General features: G+C 52.8%; 14 protein-coding genes. 5 read left to right on the top strand and 9 right to left on the bottom strand.

What is annotated here, in order from left to right; translation table 11 throughout:
- From ACJJIZ_RS16340 to ACJJIZ_RS16325, 4 genes are all read right to left on the bottom strand, one after another.
- Positions 1-1,041: a vWA domain-containing protein gene (locus ACJJIZ_RS16340; protein WP_444914134.1), complete on the bottom strand. Its 1,041-nt coding sequence runs from the start codon at positions 1,039-1,041 to the stop codon at positions 1-3.
- On the bottom strand, positions 1,034-1,609 hold the full coding sequence (locus ACJJIZ_RS16335) for a DUF4381 domain-containing protein (protein WP_444914133.1): 576 nt from the start codon (positions 1,607-1,609) through the stop codon (positions 1,034-1,036). Before ACJJIZ_RS16335 ends, ACJJIZ_RS16340 begins: the two co-directional genes overlap by 8 nt.
- 97 nt (positions 1,610-1,706) lie before the next feature.
- Positions 1,707-2,684 carry a DUF58 domain-containing protein gene (locus tag ACJJIZ_RS16330; protein WP_444907919.1) on the bottom strand — a complete coding sequence of 326 codons (978 nt, stop codon included), beginning with the start codon at positions 2,682-2,684 and terminating at the stop codon, positions 1,707-1,709.
- Entirely contained in the window at positions 2,684-3,655 is a 972-nt protein-coding gene (locus ACJJIZ_RS16325; protein WP_282932305.1) for an AAA family ATPase, read from the bottom strand. The genes ACJJIZ_RS16330 and ACJJIZ_RS16325 overlap by 1 nt, the downstream gene beginning before the upstream one ends.
- Positions 3,656-3,964: 309 nt before the next feature.
- Between ACJJIZ_RS16325 and ACJJIZ_RS16320 the strand changes: the two genes are divergently transcribed.
- A complete protein-coding gene (locus ACJJIZ_RS16320; protein WP_444914132.1) occupies positions 3,965-8,860 on the top strand; it encodes an NAD-glutamate dehydrogenase in 4,896 nt (1,631 codons plus the stop codon).
- A 104-nt stretch (positions 8,861-8,964) separates the two neighbouring features.
- Complete coding sequence (locus ACJJIZ_RS16315; RefSeq protein ID WP_413662444.1) at positions 8,965-10,002, top strand: quinone-dependent dihydroorotate dehydrogenase; 1,038 nt, start codon at positions 8,965-8,967, stop codon at positions 10,000-10,002.
- Between the two features lie 63 nt (positions 10,003-10,065).
- Here the strand turns inward: ACJJIZ_RS16315 and rmf are convergent, their stop codons facing one another.
- On the bottom strand, positions 10,066-10,317 hold the full coding sequence (gene rmf, locus ACJJIZ_RS16310) for a ribosome modulation factor (protein ID WP_108733677.1): 252 nt from the start codon (positions 10,315-10,317) through the stop codon (positions 10,066-10,068).
- A gap of 434 nt (positions 10,318-10,751) precedes the next feature.
- On the opposite strand from rmf, the gene rlmKL reads away from it, so the two are divergent.
- Positions 10,752-12,950 carry a bifunctional 23S rRNA (guanine(2069)-N(7))-methyltransferase RlmK/23S rRNA (guanine(2445)-N(2))-methyltransferase RlmL gene (gene rlmKL / locus ACJJIZ_RS16305; protein ID WP_444914131.1) on the top strand — a complete coding sequence of 733 codons (2,199 nt, stop codon included), beginning with the start codon at positions 10,752-10,754 and terminating at the stop codon, positions 12,948-12,950.
- Between the two features lie 152 nt (positions 12,951-13,102).
- On the opposite strand, the gene ACJJIZ_RS16300 is transcribed toward rlmKL, so the two are convergent.
- Genes ACJJIZ_RS16300 through ACJJIZ_RS16290 form a run of 3 tightly spaced genes read right to left on the bottom strand, consistent with a single transcriptional unit; the run spans position 13,103 to position 16,868 of the window.
- Positions 13,103-13,516 (bottom strand): hypothetical protein, encoded by a 414-nt coding sequence (locus ACJJIZ_RS16300; protein WP_444914130.1) that lies wholly within the window; start codon positions 13,514-13,516, stop codon positions 13,103-13,105.
- A 26-nt stretch (positions 13,517-13,542) separates the two neighbouring features.
- Positions 13,543-15,933 carry a bifunctional serine/threonine-protein kinase/formylglycine-generating enzyme family protein gene (locus tag ACJJIZ_RS16295; protein ID WP_444914129.1) on the bottom strand — a complete coding sequence of 797 codons (2,391 nt, stop codon included), beginning with the start codon at positions 15,931-15,933 and terminating at the stop codon, positions 13,543-13,545.
- Positions 15,934-15,950: 17 nt separating this feature from the next.
- Positions 15,951-16,868: a PP2C family protein-serine/threonine phosphatase gene (locus ACJJIZ_RS16290; protein ID WP_444914128.1), complete on the bottom strand. Its 918-nt coding sequence runs from the start codon at positions 16,866-16,868 to the stop codon at positions 15,951-15,953.
- 319 nt (positions 16,869-17,187) lie between these two features.
- On the opposite strand from ACJJIZ_RS16290, the gene ACJJIZ_RS16285 reads away from it, so the two are divergent.
- Complete coding sequence (locus ACJJIZ_RS16285; RefSeq protein ID WP_444914127.1) at positions 17,188-18,048, top strand: FHA domain-containing protein; 861 nt, start codon at positions 17,188-17,190, stop codon at positions 18,046-18,048.
- Positions 18,045-18,299, top strand: coding sequence for a glutaredoxin family protein (locus ACJJIZ_RS16280; RefSeq protein WP_444914126.1), 255 nt, complete (start codon positions 18,045-18,047; stop codon positions 18,297-18,299). The genes ACJJIZ_RS16285 and ACJJIZ_RS16280 overlap by 4 nt, the downstream gene beginning before the upstream one ends.
- Position 18,300: 1 nt before the next feature.
- Here ACJJIZ_RS16280 and ACJJIZ_RS16275 read toward each other — a convergent pair whose 3' ends face one another.
- Complete coding sequence (locus ACJJIZ_RS16275) at positions 18,301-20,307, bottom strand: transglycosylase SLT domain-containing protein (protein ID WP_444914125.1); 2,007 nt, start codon at positions 20,305-20,307, stop codon at positions 18,301-18,303.
- Positions 20,308-20,345: the final 38 nt, after the last annotated feature.

Genomic DNA, 20,345 nt, shown 5'->3' with positions numbered 1-20,345 from the left:
TCACTGGGCTTGACCTCCATTGTTACGACTTACCTCTTCTCGTCTGGCAGGGAGCTGAAAATTGCTCGCCAGGGGAATCAGGGCCCAAATTCCAGCCAGCAGTAGGGCGATACTAAGGGGCCAGGTGAACAGGGACTTCATGGGGCGGTAACTTTCCGCTTCTTGTTCGACAGGTTCTAATTTATCCAGTTCGGCATAGATTTCTGCCAGCTCCTGCGGATTGTGGGCGCGGAAATAGCGGCCTCCGGTTTTGTCGGCAATTTCCTTGAGTGTCTTGCTGTCGAGATCTCGCGAAGGGTTAATTCTACGGCTGCCAAAACGGCTCCCCAGAAGGCCAGGTTGAACCATTTCGTCGGCACCTACACCGATGGTGTAAACCGTAATGCCCGCTTGTTGTGCCAGCTCGGCAGCTTTGAGCGGGGAGACTTCCCCCGCAGTGTTGGCGCCATCGGTGAGGAGTATCAGCACGCGTTGCTCTGCGGGGCGTTGGGTCAGGCGTTTGACCGATAACCCAATGGCATCGCCGATGGCAGTTCCCTGTCCAGCAAAGCCGATCTGGGCCTCTTTTAGTAGAGTTTCTACCGTCTCTCTGTCGTAGGTAAGTGGGGCTTGCAGGTAGGCGCGAGTACCAAACAGTACCAGCCCCAAACGGTCACCTTTGCGCCGTTCAACAAAGTCACCAACCACTTGTTTTACTGCATTGATACGCATCGCCGGTCGGCCATTAATTACCATATCGGGCGTTTCCATGCTGCCTGAAATATCTACGGCAATAAGGAGATCCCTTGCGCTGCTGGGTTGAGATATCGGCTCCCCATACCACCGGGGGCGGGCTGCGGCGCTAATTAAAAGCAGCCAGATCAGAATCAGCAAAAACAGATTGAGCAGATTGCTTTGTTCGCCGCCGCCGCGTTGGGATAGCTCCGAATAAAATGGTACCTTCAGGGCGCTGCTCATGGGTTTGGAGCGGGGTAGCAGCCAGCGGGCGAGTAGCGGGAATGGGGCTAAAAAGAAAACCCATGGCCAGGCGAATTCAAACATGCGCGGCCTCCCCGCCCTGGTGTTGTGGGCTGTTTTTTGTGGGTTGTCCGTGCTGCTTCACCCATAAAATGGCATATTCCTGTAGCACTCGGTTTTTGTCTGGGTCACAGCTGCCGCGATAGAGGTTTTCGACGAGTGCTTGTTGCGCATCAGAGGGGCACTCGAGTGGGGCTGACTTTTTCAGGAATTCGACCCATGCTGTGCCGATAAGATTGCCGCACTCTGTACGGCTATAGGTTGTAACTGCCACTCGCTTAAGTATTTCATTAATTTCTGGTACTGCATCCGCCTCCTCAGTATTTACTGCGGCGAGCAGTGAAGCTGCTTCGACACGATAGCGATTGCGTTCAACTTTTTTGCGCCGCTGCCGCCACCATAGGACAGCGGCGGCCACACAGACAAGAATTAATACGGCCAACATCCACCAGCCTGGAGCGGGTGGCCACCAATTAACCGCATTGGGCTCTTGTATATCGCGGAGTTGCGATAACAATTCCTGGGCCTCGGGCGAAGGCGCTTGCGGTGTTGGGGATTGTATTTGTTTTGCCAGAAGACTTCCTTTTATCACGACTGGCCCTCAATTAAATTGCCAGTGCGTTTTGCCTTCGCTCCTTGGTTCGCCAAAACATTGGCGACTAGCTTTTTCTGCACTTTCAAACTCATTACTACTTGGGCCTTCTCGTATTTTGCCAGCCATTATTTCTTTGCCGCGAGCCGTAGACGGACATCAGTGCTGGAATAAGCGGTTGGGTGTTATCAAAGTCCAGCAACGGCAGCCGATAACGTCGGCACAGTTGTTCAACCTCGGCGCGGGCTCGGGCTTGCTTTTCGGCAAAATGTTCGTGAACCGGCCGATTGCCGGCATGAAGGAATGTGCGCTGGCGACCGTCAGATATAGTGAGGGATTGGCCGGGCAGATGTTGCTCCAGCGGGTCCGATACCCTCAGCACCTGCAGGTCGGCATGACGGGATAAAAGGTAGAGTGGCTGCGAGCAGCTCTCGTCGAGATCATGGCAATCACTGATTAAAAAGAGCGCACTTCCAGGGCGTGCGATTCTTCGCGCTTCCTCCAGCAATGTTTTTAGTGTTTGGCTGCCCTGTTCGGGGACGGGGCTGCTCAGTTCCGCAGCGCGGGCAACCGTACTGTGAATCATCGAAAGTACGGCGTGGTGGCTGCGGCGCGGGCGCACTGTGTCTATTTCCCGGTCGGAGAAAAGTAGCGCCCCGATCCGATCGCTGTGCTGTAAACCAGCCCAACCCAGCGCCGCAGCGATGCCGCTTGCCGTCACCGATTTAAATGCTCTTTGGCTGCCAAAAAACATCGGCGAGCGCAAATCCAACAGGATAACTACCGGGCGTTCGCGCTCCTCTTGGTAAAGTTTGGTGTGGGTTTGGCCGGTTCGAGCTGTTACGCGCCAGTCAATGGAGCGTACATCATCGCCGGCCTGGTAGTTCCGCACTTCCTCAAAATTCATGCCGCGGCCGCGGTAGCGAGTGAGCAGGCTGCCGGCCTGATCACTGCGGGCCAGGCGCGGTTTGAATAATTGCAACTGCCGTGCGGCGTAGCGCATTTGTACCAACGGCGTTACTTCGGGATAAGCCCCGCGCAGTTCGAGCTCAGTTGGGGATGCTTCAGCGGACATCAGATCGCAGGCACCTGTTGAAGTAATCGCTCAATTACCTGGTCGGTAGTAATTCCCGCCGCTTCCGCCTCAAAACTCAACAGGAGTCGGTGGCGTAAAATATCGGGAGCGACATTCATCACATCATCTGGGGTGACATAATCGCGCCCGGCGAGCCAAGCGTGAGCGCGCGCGCAGCGATCCAATGCAATTGTTGCTCTCGGACTTGCACCAAAATCTAGCCATGACGCCAGCTCGCTGTCATACTTCGCCGGCTCGCGAGTAGCAATGACAAGTTGGACAGTATAGGTTTCCACGGCCTCAACCATCTGCATTTCCAGAATTTGGTTGCGCGCCTGAAGAATGGTTTCTTGGCTGATAATTTCAGTGGGGCGATTTTCGCCAAGGCTAGCCTCGGATCTGGCCAGGCGCAGGATTTTTGCTTCCGCCTCCGCATTGGGATAGGCAAGATTTACCTGCATTAGGAATCTATCTAATTGTGCCTCTGGCAGAGGATAAGTCCCTTCCTGCTCAATAGGGTTTTGGGTAGCCATTACCAAAAATAACTGGGGAAGGGGATAAGTTTTTCGGCCGACACTGATCTGCCGTTCTGCCATAGCTTCGAGCAGCGCCGACTGAACTTTGGCTGGCGCGCGGTTAATCTCATCGGCCAGTATCAGGTTGTGAAACACTGGACCTGGTTGAAAATGGAACTCTCCGGTTTCCGGCCGGTAAATGTCGGTGCCGGTAATATCCGCCGGAAGCAGATCTGGCGTAAATTGAACGCGATGGAAGTCACCCTCAATAGCTTCGCCCAGTGTTTTAATGGCCTTGGTTTTGGCCAGGCCTGGCGCTCCCTCCACCAAAAGGTGGCCATCGGCCAGCATGGCGATCAGCAATCGGTTAACCAATCTCTCTTGACCGATAATCTGCTCTTCCAACCAATCGCCCAAAGCGGCGATATGATCCCTAATAGTCTGGTTTGCTTCCATAGTATCTCTTCTTCTGAGAATTTAGCCGCCGCACGGACCTGGCTGGCTTTCTACCATCTATATATAGTCGCCGCCGAGAAGGTGGCGACTGATGATTTTAGCGGCACCAAATGAAGAGGCAACTCTTGAGACGTAGGCCTCTGCCGAGCCGACTAGATTCTGAGGTGGAATGGACTTCTCCTCACTGTCTGACTGAAAGTGTAATTTTTAGGACTCGACCCTGCAGCTGCGTATGGGCTGAGATGATGACCTTTTCGGATCTACAGTGTTTGGATTCGATGTGACAAAAATGAGATTGGGAGGTTCCCCGTGAATATGGCGACGGTTATTACCGACAGCCGTGAAGAATTAGTTGCGCAGATTTGCGAGCTGATTCGTGACAAGCTGACCAGCGAAGCCGAACCCGTTGTGGCTTTTGCCCAGCAGTTCCTCAATCAGTACCCCTTAGAGGATCTGGCCGGTCGTCGCCTTGTTGACGTCTATGGCTGCATATACACCTGGTGGAACTTTATTCAACAGCGCCCGGGCGGCCTACCCAAGGTGAAGGTTTTTAACCCCCGCCTTGAAGACGATGGTTGGGAGTGCTCGCATACGGTCATTGGTGTGCTGCAGCGGGATATGCCATTCCTGGTGGACTCCATTCGCATGGAGATCAATCGCCGAAATACAGTGACTCATTCGATAAAGAGTACGGTAGTTCGAGTCGAACGCGATGCCAAGGGGAAACTGACTCGCCTGTTGCCGCCAGAGGAAGAGTTGCTGGGTGAAAAGCCGCAGGCAAAAGGGAAGCGCATTACGAACGAAGCGATGATTTATGTCGAGATTAATCACGACACTTCATCTGAGTTCGCTTCAGGCATGATGACTGGCTTAAAAGACGTACTCGGCGATGTGGAGCTGGTAGTGGACGACTATGTCCCGATGCTGGAAACCTGCAGCGCAATGGAGGGGCAGTTACAGGCGGGACTTCCAGACGAAGACACCAACCTATTGGAAGCCAGTGCATTTTTACAATGGATGCGCGACGGTAACTTCACCTTCCTGGGGTATCGCGAATACGAGTTCAGTGTTGTCGGGGATAAAAAAATCCTCAATGAAGTTGAAGACCGCAGGCTCGGTATTTTCAAAAAGCTGGAAGAAGCCGCGCCGATGCTGGAAACCTCTTTTAGTGAGGGCAAGCAGCGTTTCTACCAAGGGCCCAATTACCTGACATTTGCCAAGTCCTCCGTTAAGTCCCGGGTGCACCGCACGGCCTATTCGGACTACGTGATGATTAAGCGCTACAACACCGATGGTGAGGTGATTGGTGAAGCGGCGTTTATGGGGCTTTATACCTCGCCGGTTTACACCGAGAGCCCGGCGAAAATCCCGATTATTCGCCGCAAGATGGCCTCGATCATCGAGTCTAGCGGTCTCTCCGGACAGGGGCACGATGGCAAAGCCCTGCGCCGGATTCTCGATACCTTCCCAAGGGATGAACTTTTCCAGGGCAGCACCAAAGAGCTGTTTGACGTAGTAATGGGTGTGCTGCAGTTAAATGAGCGGGCTCACCTTCGTCTGTTTATGCGTCGCGATCCCTTTGGTAAATTCGTTACTGCCACGGTATATGTTCCCCGTGAGCTGTTTAACAGTGATGTGCGCGAGGTGATTTGCGCGCATATTGCCAAAGCGATTAATGCGAAGGACTCGGACTTCACCACTTTCTTCTCCGAATCCATTCTTGCGCGGGTCCATTTTGTTTTCCGCGTGTCCCCCGATGAGCCTGTTGATTTTGATGTCGCGCTGCTGGAGGCGCAAATTGTGGATATTACCCGCTCCTGGGAAGATGTTTTCCAAAGATCACTAATTGAAAATAGCGGGGAAGAAGAGGGCAGTCGTCTCTATCGTACTTTTGGCCGCGCCTTCCCGGCAGGGTACCGTGAAGACTTTGAGCCTCGTATTGCGGTGCAGGATGTAGCAGCCGTTCAGAGCCTCAGTGAAGACAACCGGGTGGCAATGAGTTTCTACCAGCCGGTGGGGGCCGCTCAGGGCAGTCTGCGGTTCAAGGTATTCAACTGGGGCAGCGGCCTGACGCTCTCCGACGTGATTCCCGTGCTGGAAAATTTGGGCTTGCGGGTTATTGGTGAATTCCCCTATACGATTCGCCCCCGTGGCTATACCGATGTGTGGATGCACGAATTCCATCTGGAATTTGGTCTGCCCACCAAAATTGATGCGCAGGCATCCCGTGGCCTGTTCCAGGATGCGTTCGCGGCGATCTGGAATCACACGGCGGAAAGCGATGCCTTCAATCGCCTGGTGCTGGCCGCCCGCCTTAACTGGCGCGAAGTATCCATGCTTCGTGCCTACGCCCGTTACCTGAAGCAAACCAAGTCCGGTGCCAGCCAGAGCTATATTGCCGCTACCCTGGCCAGCCACGTGGATATCACCCGCAACCTGGTAGCCTTGTTTAGGGCGATGTTCGATCCCCGTTTAAGCACCGGCAAGCAGGAGCAGCCCCGTGTCGAGCGCTTGATCGCTAAAATTCACGATGGTTTGGATACGGTTGATAACCTGAATGAAGATTTGGTTCTGCGCCGTTATTTGGAATTAATCCTGGCGACCCTGCGCACTAACTTCTTCCAGGTGGATGATGAAGGGCAGCCCAAGGATTATATTTCGATCAAATTCAGTCCCCGGGATATTCCCGGCATTCCCGAACCCCGCCCGGAGTTTGAGATTTTTGTTTACTCCCCTCGCGTGGAAGGTGTGCACTTGCGCGGCAGTAAAGTCGCTCGCGGCGGCCTGCGTTGGTCTGACCGACTGGAAGATTTCCGCACAGAAGTTCTGGGCCTGGTAAAAGCCCAAGCGGTGAAAAATGCAGTTATTGTCCCCAGTGGTGCAAAAGGTGGATTTGTCGTTCGACGTCCGCCTACCGATGGCAGCCGCGAAGCCATGATGGAAGAGGGAATCTCCTGTTACAAAACCTTTATTCGCGGCCTTTTGGATATCACTGACAATCTAAAAGATGGCGAAGTTGTACCGCCCAAATATGTTGTTCGTCGGGATGAGGATGACCCCTACCTGGTAGTAGCTGCGGATAAAGGGACGGCGACTTTCTCAGATATTGCCAACGGCATTGCCGGGGAGTATGGCTTCTGGATGGGCGACGCTTTCGCCTCCGGTGGCAGCCAGGGATACGACCATAAGAAAATGGGTATTACAGCCCGTGGAGCCTGGGTATCGGTGCAGCGCCACTTCCGTGAGATGGGGGTGGATGTCCAGAAAGAAAACTTCTCTGTTGTCGGCATTGGCGATATGGGTGGAGATGTTTTTGGTAACGGCATGTTGCTGTCTGAGCATATCTGCCTGAAAGCGGCCTTTAACCACCTGCATATTTTTGTGGACCCCAATCCGGATGCAGAATCCAGCTTTAAAGAGCGCCAGCGTTTGTTCGCGTTGCCCCGGTCGAGCTGGAGAGATTACGAGCGCAAATTAATTTCCAAAGGTGGTGGTATCTTCGAGCGTCGCGCCAAGGCCATTGCTATTACGCCCGAAATGAAAGAAGCGTTTGATATCAAACAGGATCAACTGAACCCCAACGAGCTGATTAGTGCCTTGCTCAGAGCGCCGGTGGATCTGATCTGGAATGGCGGTATTGGCACTTATGTTAAGGCTACTACCGAGACGGACTCCGAAGTTGGTGACAAGTCCAATGATCACTTGCGCGTTGATGGTCGGGAGTTGCGTGCCAAAGTCTTTGGCGAGGGCGGCAACCTGGGTATGACCCAGCGTGGACGTATTGAGTTTGCTCTCAATGGCGGGCGTTGTAACACCGACTTTATCGATAATGCGGCCGGTGTGGATTGTTCTGACCACGAGGTAAATATCAAGATCCTTCTGGATAAAGTCGTTGCTCAGGGTGATTTGACTGAAAAGCAGCGCAATGAGCTACTGGATGGGATGACCGATGCTGTCGGTGAATTGGTGCTGCACAATAACTATGAGCAAACTTTTGCCCTCAGTGTGGCGGAATATCAGGTTGCCAAGCGCCTGGACGAGTACCGCAGAACCATCAACACTTTGGAAGACGACGGCCGATTGAACCGCGCGCTGGAGTTTATTCCTGACAACGAGCAGATTTCTGAACGCGAGCACAAAGGGCAGTCCCTGACCCGCCCCGAATTATCGGTTCTAATTTCATACGTTAAGGTCAAGTTGAAAGAAGAGCTGCAAAATGCACAAATCACCGACAATGAGCGGGTGCGTTTTGCGGTTGAGTCTGCATTCCCGGAAAAATTGGTCGAGCGTTATCGCGACCAAGTCTATGACCATCCGCTGTTGCGCCAGATTGTGGCTACCCAGGTTGCCAATGAGATGGTTAACAGTATGGGTATCACCTTCTACAACCGTATCGGTACAGCTACTGGCGCCGATGTGAACGATGTAACTGCTGCTTACGTCAGCGCCCGCGATGTGTACGAGATGCACGACTTCCAGGAGCAGCTGGCTGCGCTGGACTACAAGGTGCCAGCAGAGCTGCAAACAGAACTGCTGAACTCGATGATAGGCCGTGTGCGCCGGGCAACCCGGTGGTTCCTGCGCAATCGCCGCAATGAGTTGGAGCCAGCTACCAACTGCGAGCTGTTCCAGGAGCCGGTACAGCGGGTTATTACAGCGTTGCCGCAGGTCTTAAGTGGCGAGCCCCTTAACGAATGGGAACAGCGCTACCAGAAGCTCCTGGAAGCAGGGGTGCCAGAGGCCCTGGCCCTGCTGTCGGCGTCGCCCACCTACCTCTACTCGGCACTGGGTATTTCCGAGTCGGCGCGAGCTAGCGATACGCCCGTAGAGGAAGTTGCCACGGTTTACTTCAGGCTGTCGGATGAGTTGAACCTGCATTGGTTTGGCAATCTGATCGTCGACTTGCCGGTAGACAGCTTCTGGCAGGCGCAGGCCCGGGAGACCAGTATGGATGACCTGGACAGCCAGTTGTCGACACTGGCGGTGAACATTCTCCGCTTAGGCAAGGCTGAAAATCTTGATGTAGAGGGTGCAATGTCCCGCTGGAGCGCTATCATGGCGCCCGCAATTCAACGCTGGCACAATATGATTGCCGAGTTGAAGTCTACCTCTGTCGGTGACTTTGCCATGTTCACTGTGGCTTTGCGCGAGCTAATGTATCTCGCCCACGCCACTGCGGACCGGGAAACTCTGGCAGAACAGTAGCGGAATAGAGCCCAGGGGCCGCTCAAAGGCCCCTGTAGTATCGTCATCACAAGATAGAGCCCTTCGTTTTTCTGAAGGGTTCGCCTCCCCACGTAAGGAAAGGTATGTATTCAACACTGCGTAAAGCCTTGTTTGCGCTTGACCCTGAGCGGGCCCACCATTTGTCGATTGATGCCATTGGCGCTGCAGAGCGCCTCGGTTTGATGTCCCTGTACAAAAAGTCGGTCCCGGATGATCCGGTCGAGTTGATGGGGCTCACTCTACCCAACCCGGTTGGTTTGGCCGCTGGTCTGGATAAGAATGCGCAGGCCTTTAATGGTTTCGGAGCCCTGGGATTCGGGTTTGTTGAAGTGGGCACCGTGACACCGCGCCCCCAACCCGGCAATCCGCTGCCAAGGCTGTTTAGGGTGGAAGAGGCCGATGCGATTATTAACCGTATGGGTTTTAACAACCTCGGTGTTGACTACCTGATTGAAAGAGTGAAAAAGCGCCGTTATAGCGGTGTTTTGGGGATCAATGTGGGTAAGAACTTTGATACTCCAGTGGAAAAGGCCGCCGATGACTACTGCCTGTGTATGGAGAAGGTGTACCGCTACGCCGACTACATCACTGCCAACGTTTCTTCTCCCAATACCAAAGGGCTACGTGACCTCCAGTTTGGTGACAGTCTCAATCGCTTGCTGGGCAGCATCAAGGACAAGCAGATGGAGCTGGCTCAAAAGAGTGATCGCTACGTCCCTGTTGCCGTCAAGATTGCCCCGGATATGGAAGGCGATGCGGTGGCGCAGATAGCCGAGGCGCTGTGTGAGTACGATATCGATGGGGTGATCGCTACCAATACGACGATCGATAAGTCTTCAGTCGCCAAGCTGCCCCATGGTAGCGAAGAGGGCGGTTTGAGCGGAAAACCCCTGAGAGCGCAATCCACCAAGGTCATCGAGCTGTTATCGAAAGAGTTGAGCAAGCAGATCCCGATTATCGGGGTTGGCGGTATTTTTGATGGTGACAGTGCGGCTGAAAAAATTCGTGCTGGGGCGACTGCCGTACAGATGTACACCGGTTTTATCTATCGGGGGCCTGAATTGATTCGTGAGGCGGCAGAGGCAATTGCTTTGGAGCGTCGCCGAACAGAGCAAGGGTAAGCTGTATCAGTTGCTGACTGCTAGGAAAATGGGGGCTTTTGACGATAAGCCCCCTCGCCATCTCTAAATGGTGCTCCACCCGTCAGGGTATTGGATGTCGGTAGAAACGGCGCCATAAATCTCCAGTTTTTGGGCCTTGGTCACTCTGTCGAAGCCATTCCAGTAATCTTCCCGCCCCTCACGCCAACCATTGATCCACTCCTGATGAGGATCCTCTTCGACAAATGGGCAGCTATCCATAGACTTGTTGTTCAGGGCTGCCAAATAGCCCTTGTAAAATGCCCTGTCGGCGTGATTTCGTTTTTGGCGTTTCATCGTATACGGCACCTCTACTTTGTCGGTCTGTGGACAGTTTGTCGGCAGGTTCGCAAACGGCTCTATTTTGGGGTGTCTCTCAATGAATTTTAGTGAAGGAAATAAGTCTTTGAACGGACCGACCCAATCCACCTTATTAGTAAGAGTAAAGTGGCTGCGTGGGAATCGGAAAACATCTCTAGTTGACAGTATGACTTATGGGGCAGGTAGTAATTAACGGCAGGGCGTATTCTCTTCTGCCACAAAATGGGATAATCGTCCTCTTTTGGGCAAGGCGATAATGCTCAATTTCCCTAGTTGGGGGCGGTAAAGGTTTTGCCTCCAAGTTTTATTTGTGCGTACTGGCGGCGCAGACGTTGCCGGCAGCTTTAAGTGGGCGGTCTTTATTGGCGCACAAAACTTCCTCCACAGGAGGAGCTTAATGAGTAAGTATTTTGACAGATTTACAAACCGAAGAATTTGAGTTTACGGCTACGTGTCCCAAGGGAATAGAGGGACTGCTCGCTAATGAATTACGCGACCTGGGTGCAGGGTCTGTAAGGGAGCAGCCGGCGGCAGTGTATTTTTCCGGCTCCCTGAAGCTGGCTTACCGCTGCTGTCTGTGGAGTCGCTTGGCAAACCGCATTATGTTGCGTTTGGCGCAGGTGCATGTAGCCACCGCTGAAGACCTCTACAAAGCAGTTGCCGAGCAACCCTGGGAGTTCCACATTCGCCCCTCGGGCAAACTGTGGATGCAATTCTCTGGGACCAATCGAGAGATCCGCAATAGTCAGTTCGGTGCTCAAAAAGCAAAAGATGCCATTGTCGACCGCCTTCGCCGCCAGTCGGGAGCCCGTCCAAGTATTGATAAACATCATCCAGATTTGAAGGTTGCCCTGCGCTTGCACCGGGATAAGCTGGATATTGCCATCGACCTAAGCGGTGATAGCCTACATCGCCGTGGCTACCGAACCCATATCGGTGCAGCCCCACTGAAAGAGAACCTTGCGGCAGCACTGTTGCTGCGAGCCGGCTGGCCAAAGATTGCTGAGCAGGGTGGAGCCTTGCTCGACCCGATGTGTGGCTCGGGCACTATTCTGGTGGAGGCGGCGATGATCGCTGCGGATATGGCACCGGGATTAATGCGGGATAGCTTTGGTTTTGAGCGCTGGCTGAACCATCAAAGCGATATTTGGAACGAGCTTCGCGAAGAGGCATTGCAGCGTCAAGGCGTTGGCCTGGCGCGCGAACTGCCAGAGATTCGCGGTTACGATGCCGATGCGAAAGTCTTGTTTGCGGCTGAGGCTAATATTGCCCGGGCCGGTCTGGAGCGCCAGGTGCGAGTGAGTTGCCGCCCAGTAGCAGGGTTTAGGGTACCGAGCCATAGAGAAGTCAAAGCGGGATTGGTTTTGACAAACCCGCCCTACGGTGAGCGCTTGGGTGAGCAGGAAGCTCTGCGGGAGACCTATTTTGAACTGGGGCGGCAGTTAAAGGCGGAGTTCCCGGGCTGGTTGGTCGGTGTGTTTACCGGCAATCCGGAACTGGGTTATGCCACCGGTTTACGCTCTCATAAGCAGTACCAGCTATACAATGGCAGTATCCCCAGTCAGTTGCTGATGTTTGAGGTTCGTGCGCAAAGTGGGGCGGCGGCGAGTGAAGCTGCTGGGCCGAAGTTGTCACCCCAGGCGGAGATGGTAGCAAATCGCTTGCGCAAAAATCTGCGCACTACGGGTAAATGGGCCGCGAGGAGTGGCGTGGATTGTTACCGCCTCTACGATGCGGACTTGCCTGAGTATGCTGCGGCGATCGATATCTATAAAACCCTGGATGGCGCCGTGTACGCGCATTTGCAGGAGTATCGTCCGCCGGCCACTATCGAGGAAGAGAAAGCTCGGGGGCGCTTGCGCGATTTGTTAAGGGCCCTTCAGTCCGTGCTCGAATTGCCTCGCGCGAATATCAGTATTAAAGAACGCCGTCGCCACAGCCACAAGGGCGGAGGTAAGGGTGGAAGTCAGTACCAGAAGCAGACGGAATCCAGAAAGGAACTCTGGGTTGGGGAGTATGGTGCTGAGTTGGCGGTAGATCTGTGGAGCTACCTGGATACAGGGCTTTTCCTGGATCATCGCCCGGTGCGCAAATATCTGCGAGAGATTTCTGCCGGTAAAACATTCCTGAACCTTTTCTGCTATACCGCCAGTGCGACAGTCCAAGCGGCTCTGGGTGGTTGCAAGCAGAGCACTAGTGTCGATATGTCGCGAACCTATCAAAACTGGGCGGGACAAAATTTCCGTGCTAATAACATGGATCCTTATCGCCATCAGTTGGTCGAGGCCGATTGTTTGCAGTGGCTTGAATCTGCTCAACAGAACAGGAAAGGCCATTACGATTTAATATTCATGGACCCCCCGAGCTTCTCCAATTCTGCGAAGATGAGCGGGGTATTAGATATTCAGAGGGATCACGGGAAATTGATTCGTCAGTGTATGTCCCTGTTGTCGCCTCAAGGTCGCTTGGTGTTTTCCAACAACTTGCGCAGCTTTAAGATGGACGAGGATGTTTCCAGTGAATATTCGGTAGAGAAGCTGAACCTTTTGGATAAGGACTTTCAGCGCAACCCAAAAATTCACAATGTTTGGGAGCTACGGGTAAAATAAACTGGCTTGAATAATCTGACTACATTTGCTTTGACGCTTTAGTTTAAGCGTATTCACAGCAAGTAATATGTAATACCTGCAGTCCCTAAGGTCTGCAGGTATTGCGTTAGTTCTCTAAAAGTATATAAATCAGTCGGCTCATCAGCACAAAGTCAAAATGCGCGATTGGGAGTGTTTGGTGGGTTGTTGGGTTCTTGCTCGTTGTGTTTTGGAATTATATAAGCAAGGCCTTTGCATTCGATAAACTCCAGGCAACTCGCAGAATCTTTTCTATAACAACCTTCGAAAACTATGGCATTGCCGCCCATATCGTGGGTTTTGATTTTTAGTGATTTTTTGATGGATTCCGGTCTGGGCTTATCGTCGGTAAGTAGGGTTTGGCAGCTATTAGCTGATACACTGCCGAGTAATGTTCCGTTGCTCTGATGGATCTCAGCCAGAGAGTATTCCTCTATTAGCGCGGATTTAACTCTGCCGGAAATATATGGGCCAGCGTTTGTTTTAAACTCTATACCGTTACAGCCGGCAAGTAACATTAAAGAAAGGGTGAGAAGTAATCGTTGCACTGAAGTTCCCTCTTGTATTTTAGATTTTATTGATCGAATTCCATCACAACACGTATCCCAACATCCTTGGCGCGCGCTGTTTCATTTAGGCCTTTTCGATAGTCAGAAGATATCTTGCTAGAGCTGTCTCGCATCGATCCACCCCTCACGGTGTGAAGCTGACAGCCGCTAATCTTTACTGATTTTGATGTGGTTTTTGCGGGGTTGTATCCAGCTTGGTAGCAGTCTTCCACCCACTCAGCCACGTTCCCTGCAGTGTCAAAAAGGCCAAAAGGATTCGCCTGGTAATGCCCTACGGGAGCTGTACTGATGCTGAACAGCTTTGTAAATTCGCTAGAGCAACCCCTGCGGCAATTCGCTTTTCCCCGGACGTCGCTGGAAGCCCACCAGTATTGGTGGGTACTGCCTCCCCGGGCTGCGTACTCCCACTCGGCTTCACTGGCCAGCCGATACTGCTTGCCAGACTCCTTTGACAGCCACTTCACATACCTTTGTGCGTCCCGCCAGGTCACATTAATTACCGGTCTATCTCCGCGCCCCCAGCCTGCATCGCTGGGTTTAGCACTACCGGTGGCCTCGGCAAAACGATCGTATTCGGCAAAGGTGACCTCATAGATGGATATAGCAAAGTCCTGCTCTACATTTACCCTGTGCGCAGGGCTGGCCAATCGCCGCTGGTTATTGCCCATGGTAAAGCTGCCTGCTCCCACAGCGACCATTTTCGGGCCCAGGCCACCTGAGGACAATTCAGATTGAAATCGCTTGCCGATAAAGTAGGCAGGTTCCAGCTCGACCGCCACTTCGAGGTTTTGTTCTTCCAGCAAGACCCACTGGCGAACTTTACTAAAGCCCCGCTTACTCACTTCAACATCATATTTGCCTGGGCTTAATTCAAGCCCCGGCTGGTAGCGGGGGGCTATATTCATAATCCGCACACGGGCATCAGATGGCTTTGTGTTAATCGTTAGGCTGTACAGCTTGGGTTGGTTCTCTGCTCTTGGCTCTGCAGGTTCAGGCGTGAGTACTTTTGGGGGCTCAATATTACTCCTGGCAATCAGTGCCTGATTACCACTGAGGGGGAGTTGTGCATCTGTATTGAGCGAGGAAGGTAGATTTAGCTGGGTAACTTGTACCTGTGAGTTTAGGACATCTGCTGTTGATTCAGTTGGCGCAGACTCTGTATTTGAATTTGGAGCAATATTGGCAGGCTGCTCCGCGGTACCTAGTAGGGTGGCAGCTGTAAAATCGGCAGCGCCGTCCAATATAGGTAGTCCAAGTTGCCAGCCGGCCTTGTGATCAACGACGCTATACAGGCCCCAGGTTGAGGTGAGGCCAAGAGCGATAAAGCAGCTCATAAGCCAGGAGCGCTTGTGTTTTGTTGGCTCAGCGAGGAACTGCCGCAGGCGTACAACAGTCTCCTGCTCCTTACGCTCTGGCTTCTCGGGCGTTTCCTTCCGTTTCCAACTGGAAGCAACTCTCCCGAGTTGGTCTGCCACACTGCCGTAAATGGTCAGTACAAGCGCTTTTGCCAAGCTGGAAGTTTTTAAAGTTGAATTGTTGAGCTGGCTGATTTGGTTGGCCGGCTTTCCGGCGAGGGCTGCAACCAAATCATCTGCGGCATCGGCGATATCCAGGCCGCGTTGAAATCGCTTATCCGGATCTTTGGCCAGGAAGTGATCAAGTAGAGGCTGATAAAGTGCGTATCGGGCTGGCAGTCGCGGTATTGGGTCGGTGAGGTGCTTTATTGCAATGGCGACGGCTTCGTCTGCCTGATAGGGCACGGCTCCTGTGAGCATTTCATAGAAAACAACTCCCAGGCTATACAGGTCGGCACGACCGTCAACCGCTGCTCCGCGAGCTTGTTCCGGGCTCATATAGTGAGGGGTTCCCACAACCATCCCGCTGTTAGTCATACGGGTGGTTCTCGCGATAGCCCGGGCAACCCCAAAATCACTGAGTACGGCCGATCCGTCTTCGCGAAACAGGATATTCTCCGGTTTCAGGTCTCGATGTACATACCCCTTGCTGTGGGAGTGGTCTAGGGCCATGGCTATTTGGCGCACAACATTAAGCGCCTCAAGAGGCTCAAGCCCACCTTTGCTTAAACGCTCTGCAACCGAGCCCCCAGGCATGTAGTCCATGGCGATATAGTTCAGGCTGCGGTAGCGGCCAATATCGTGAATACCGACGATATTTGGGTGTGACAGCTGCCCAACGATATTTGCTTCCCGCTGGAACCGCTCACTGAAGATTGGATCAGCGTTCAGTACTGGCGACATAACTTTTAGTGCCACCTGCCGGCCCACACTGCGCTGTATAGCCAGGTAGACTGAGGACATTCCCCCCTGATTGATCTTCTTGAGGATGCGGTAGCCCGGTATCTGCAGTGAAGAGGTGCCGCTATTGACGACTTCCATGAAGTGCTTTCCCTATCTTAAAGCAGAGTTGAAAGTCCGTAGGCAACTGCGGTGGCTAAGGCGGCTGTGAAGAGGAGAATGAAGGGGCGATACTTTCTGAGTGTGGAGCCGGGCAGGGTGGGCTCGCTAATTGGGGTGAGGGATGCGGTAGAAGAAGGTTGCGCTGTGGATGGGGCATCTATGACCTGAACAGTGACATTATCTTTGCCTCCTGCATCCAATGCTGCAGCGATTAGAAGTTCTGTTGCTCTGTGGGTATCACTGTTTTCCGTCAATATCTGGTTGATTGAGTTTGCTGGTACTTCCGAACTAAGTCCATCGCTGCAGATGAGTAGTCTCTGTCCTGCTGCCCAGCGATAGGAGACTCGGTCTACTTCGAGTTTGGGGTTGGTACTACCGCCGATACATCGGGTAATTACATGCCGGTTGGGGTGAATTGCGGCTTCTTCGGAGTTGATAGCGCCTGAATCCATCAACATCTGTACGTAGGAGTGGTCGCTGGTTAGTTGGGTGAGCTTCCCTGTTGTGCCTTCGGGAGCCCAGAGGTAAGCGCGGCTGTCTCCAACCCAGTAGATATGAAAGTAGTCACCCTCTTCAGCAACAACGACCGCAGTAGAGCCCATATTGGCTGTGGTTTGTTCATCGCCCAGTAAAAGGGCGTGCGCTTTTTGCAAGGCACGCTCGTAGTGCTTGTCAGTTTCCGCTGACTTTTGGATTTCTTCAACAACAGTTTTGCTCGCGAGTTCACCAGCGTGGTGACCGCCAAGGCCATCGGCTACAACCCAGATACCTTTGTCTTCCGCAGCCCAATAGGCATCTTCGTTCTGTTCACGCTTATAGCCGGTATGGGTTGCGCCGGCACTGCGTGTAGCGTCTTTGCTATGCTGAACTATCCCGCTGTGCCGTGATACTTCGCGTACTTTGGCTTCACTCACTGGCGTGCAACTACCTGTAATTTATTTAATCTTTCTAACGGTGATAACCCTCCGGTAATCACACGCCTCTTCCCTGTTGTGCTCTCGGCTTATTCAAGTTGCCGATCACTTTGTAGGTCATCGCTGAATCTGTTAAATACTAGACCTTTGGGCCATTTTAAGCTGCAAACCGAATCACACGCTAATGATATCGCCCATGATAAACTCAACTTTATCAATAAAAGTGAGTGTTTCGGCTGCTTTTTAACATTAGTTAAGCTCACTGTCTTCAATAATTGGCCAATTTCACACGGCCATTTTGGCTTTAGGAGCGATTTCGATGCTCAAACTTTGTGATGTCAATGATCTCAGCCAGAGCGTATGGCTGGTATCGCCGGGAGTAACTGTGGGGCGGGCGCAGAGTAGTGACTTGTGTATTACCGATGATTCCGTAGCGAAGTCGCACCTTAAAATTGCAGTTAATGGCGATGTTCTGACTTTGCACAATTTGTCGGGCGCGGCCCGTGTTTTGCTTAATGGTCAGCCAACTGGTACACCGTGCCAGTTAAAAATAAACGATCAGGTCAAAGTGGGCAGCCGTTTACTCCAGGTAATCGACCCGAAGGTAACTAAGCTCAAGTCTGGCCCCCCTAAGGCTGCTTCGAATCAGGGCGTTGCCTGGGCGCTAAGAGCCAATCACCGGGCTATTGCAGGAAAGGTGTTCCCTGTGAAAGAGAGTGCGGTAATTGGGCGCTCCGATGAGTGTGATATAACTTTTTCGCTTTCTCATCTTTCGCGTAGGCACGCTCGTCTCGAAGTAAGGGAGGGCTTACTGTTCGTTATTGACTTAGGATCGGCAAATGGGACCTTTGTCAATAATAGAAAGGTTAGTGAGAGTCGAGTGCGCAGGGGCGATGAGCTTCGACTCGACACTTTAAGTTTTTCAATTGTCGGCCCAGCTGACGATAACAACCGCACGGCTGTACGCCCGGCTTTGCCGGAGTTCGAATTGCCCAGTTCTACCTCTGTCTCTGGAGAAGCCGATACAGTCCCCTATGCGGTGCAACCCAGTCTGTCCGAGGAGGTACCTGAGGAAGTCGATAAGCCGAAGGCTAAAAGTAAAACGTGGCTTTTAATAGTGGGGCTTGCGCTAAGTGTTGTGGGATATCTCTGGGGCAGCAGCCAGGGGGGTTTTGGATGAGCGATATAAAAGAGCTTTTGCTCTACACCACTTTGGGTTGCGGCCTGTGCGAAAAAGCCAAAATTGAAATTTGGCCTGCGCTGGAAAAATTCAACTTGCGTCTTCGCGAGGTGGATATCGCCGAGGATGAAGCGTTAATGGAGCGCTTTTCTATCCGCATTCCGGTGGTTGGCCTTGGAGACCTCGACGATGTTTGCGGTTGGCCGTTTGACCAGGTGCAATTGCAAGATTGGCTGAAGGAGCGGCTTTAAATTACAGCCGGCTCGCAGCTTCACTCTCCCTTAATAGTTGCAGCTTGGTGCCGCTTCGGTAGGCGTAAATTACCGAATAGGCGAGTACATTCTGCACATAATTACGCGTTTCCCGGAATGGAATTGTTTCAATCCACACATCATAGGGCAGCTGTTTTCGGGTCTCTTTTAGCCATCCCGCTACGCGGGTTGGCCCGGCATTATAGGCGGCGGCTGCCAGAAAGCGGTTATTGTCAAAGCGGTTAAGTAAGCTACTTAAGTAAAAGCTGCCCAGCGCAATGTTAGTATTGGGGCTCAAAAGGTCCCAGCTGCGTCGATAGCGCACCCCCGCTCTGCGTGCAGTAGCTTTTGCGGTCGATGGGAGCAATTGCATAAGTCCCAGGGCCCCGGAGCTGGATTTTGCATCGTGGCTAAAGTGGCTCTCTTGTCGTGCCACAGCGTAAATCAGATATGGTTCTAGTGCCGAGCTCTGGGCACCAACCTGTTTGCTCACATCGTGAACAATATCGGAAAAGGCGAGTGGGAATCGCAGTTCCAAGTCGTCGAGGTAGTCAGCCGCAAGCACTGACTGGATTGATTTATGGTACCAACCCCAGGCGCTAGCTACTTTGCCGGCCGCAAGCAATTCCTGGTGGTCCATAGCTCTTGTGGCATAGCTCCATTCCCTTCGGGCATGGAATAGTTCGCCTATCGCTTGTAATTCTCGGGCCCTCTGCAGTTCGGGGCGCTTTGCCATCTCCTGCACTTGAATGGGAGTGATTGGTGCAGGCCGGTGCTCAAAGCTGTACTGTTGCCCCAAGGTATCAGCGGCAAGGAAACCGTAGTAACTGCGATTGCGGGCGGCTTTGCGGTAAAGGTGGGAGGAGGCTTCGGAACTTCCTGTGCCATAAAGTTCTTCCAGTGAGCGGGCTTTCCAATATACCCACCGGTCGAGTTGTTGTTTCTCCTCAGGCAGGCGGTCAATCCAGAACGCGACCTGTTGCCAATTTAATTCACGTAGGGATTGTCTGGCTAGCCACTCGATGGTGCGGCCATCGGTCACTGTGTGATGTTCAACCAGCTGTTGTAAGCGCTGCATATTATCCTGGCGAGCAAATTGACGCGCCAAGTGCTTGAACATGGCTTCTTGCTGGGCATCGGAAAACAAGTAGCTGGCCTGATAGCGGTGCCAGGCAGTTTCCGCTTTGATAGCGTCTTTTTTCGCCAATTGGTGCAATCCGTGCAACACGATATCGCGATATTCCAGTGGGTTGTAGGCGAATTTGGTGTCAGTGAGAAGCTTCTGTGGGGTGCGATGGACCGAGCGTAAAAGTTTGGCTTTCTCTGCTTGGGGTGGCGTCATTTTTTTGGCGATATAGCGTGCCAAATCGAGGTTGCCTTCTTCGACTGCCAGCAGGTGCCGCTTCCAAGCGAGTTCCTGCGTCAAGCCGCCGTTTTTCATCCAGCGGGCAAAAACGGGGTCACACTCCTCGACTTGGGACCGTCCAACAAGCCAGAGTTCTGATATCAACTGCTGTGTTTCTGCCTGATAGCCGTCTCGGCGCGATAGGGCATCGGCGTAATAGCAGCGGAGGGAGGTGCGACTATGTTGCGAAGGTTGGTAATAGCGCAGGTAAGTCGAGAACTTTTTTTGACTACCGAGTTGGCGCAACAACCTGACCATCATCCAGTCGCCAATAGCCGTGCCTCTGTTGCTCTCCAGGAATTGATCAACTTCTTTTAAGGGCAGTTGGTGCAGTTTTTCACTGAGCGCCCAATAGTCAATATAAGCAGCGAGGGGATAATCTTTGAGCTCAGCTTTAAGTGCTCGAAGTTGCCGTCGATCCCTGTATTTTATCGCCTGCCGGGCCTGGCGCAGCTTTTCTCTCTGCGCCGCACGATCATCTTCGGATACTTCCGGTGCGATAGCGGTTGCCTGAACAGGTTGTGCATTTGTGGGCACGGCTGTGCAGAGACAGGTGATGATTAGGGCAGAAAGAAGCGCGATTCCTTTTGCGTCAGCTGACATCTCAATTACCTCAGTTGGACGTGTGTTTCCAGCTATGA

Source organism: Microbulbifer maximicatervae (SeqCode), assembly GCF_052467225.1.
The sequence above is the reverse complement of the archived record's forward strand: the minus strand, read 5'-3'. Positions and strand labels throughout refer to the sequence as shown.

Bases quoted from the DNA above. Each gene is read 5' to 3' on its own strand.
- ACJJIZ_RS16340 (WP_444914134.1), bottom strand. From the start codon at position 1,041: ATGTTTGAATTCGCCTGGCCATGGGTTTTCTTTTTAGCCCCATTCCCG.
- ACJJIZ_RS16330 (WP_444907919.1), bottom strand. From the start codon at position 2,684: ATGTCCGCTGAAGCATCCCCAACTGAGCTCGAACTGCGCGGGGCTTAT.
- ACJJIZ_RS16325 (WP_282932305.1), bottom strand. From the start codon at position 3,655: ATGGAAGCAAACCAGACTATTAGGGATCATATCGCCGCTTTGGGCGAT.
- ACJJIZ_RS16315 (WP_413662444.1), top strand. From the start codon at position 8,965: ATGTATTCAACACTGCGTAAAGCCTTGTTTGCGCTTGACCCTGAGCGG.
- rmf (WP_108733677.1), bottom strand. From the start codon at position 10,317: ATGAAACGCCAAAAACGAAATCACGCCGACAGGGCATTTTACAAGGGC.
- ACJJIZ_RS16295 (WP_444914129.1), bottom strand. From the start codon at position 15,933: ATGGAAGTCGTCAATAGCGGCACCTCTTCACTGCAGATACCGGGCTAC.
- ACJJIZ_RS16285 (WP_444914127.1), top strand. From the start codon at position 17,188: ATGCTCAAACTTTGTGATGTCAATGATCTCAGCCAGAGCGTATGGCTG.
- ACJJIZ_RS16280 (WP_444914126.1), top strand. From the start codon at position 18,045: ATGAGCGATATAAAAGAGCTTTTGCTCTACACCACTTTGGGTTGCGGC.
- ACJJIZ_RS16275 (WP_444914125.1), bottom strand. From the start codon at position 20,307: ATGTCAGCTGACGCAAAAGGAATCGCGCTTCTTTCTGCCCTAATCATC.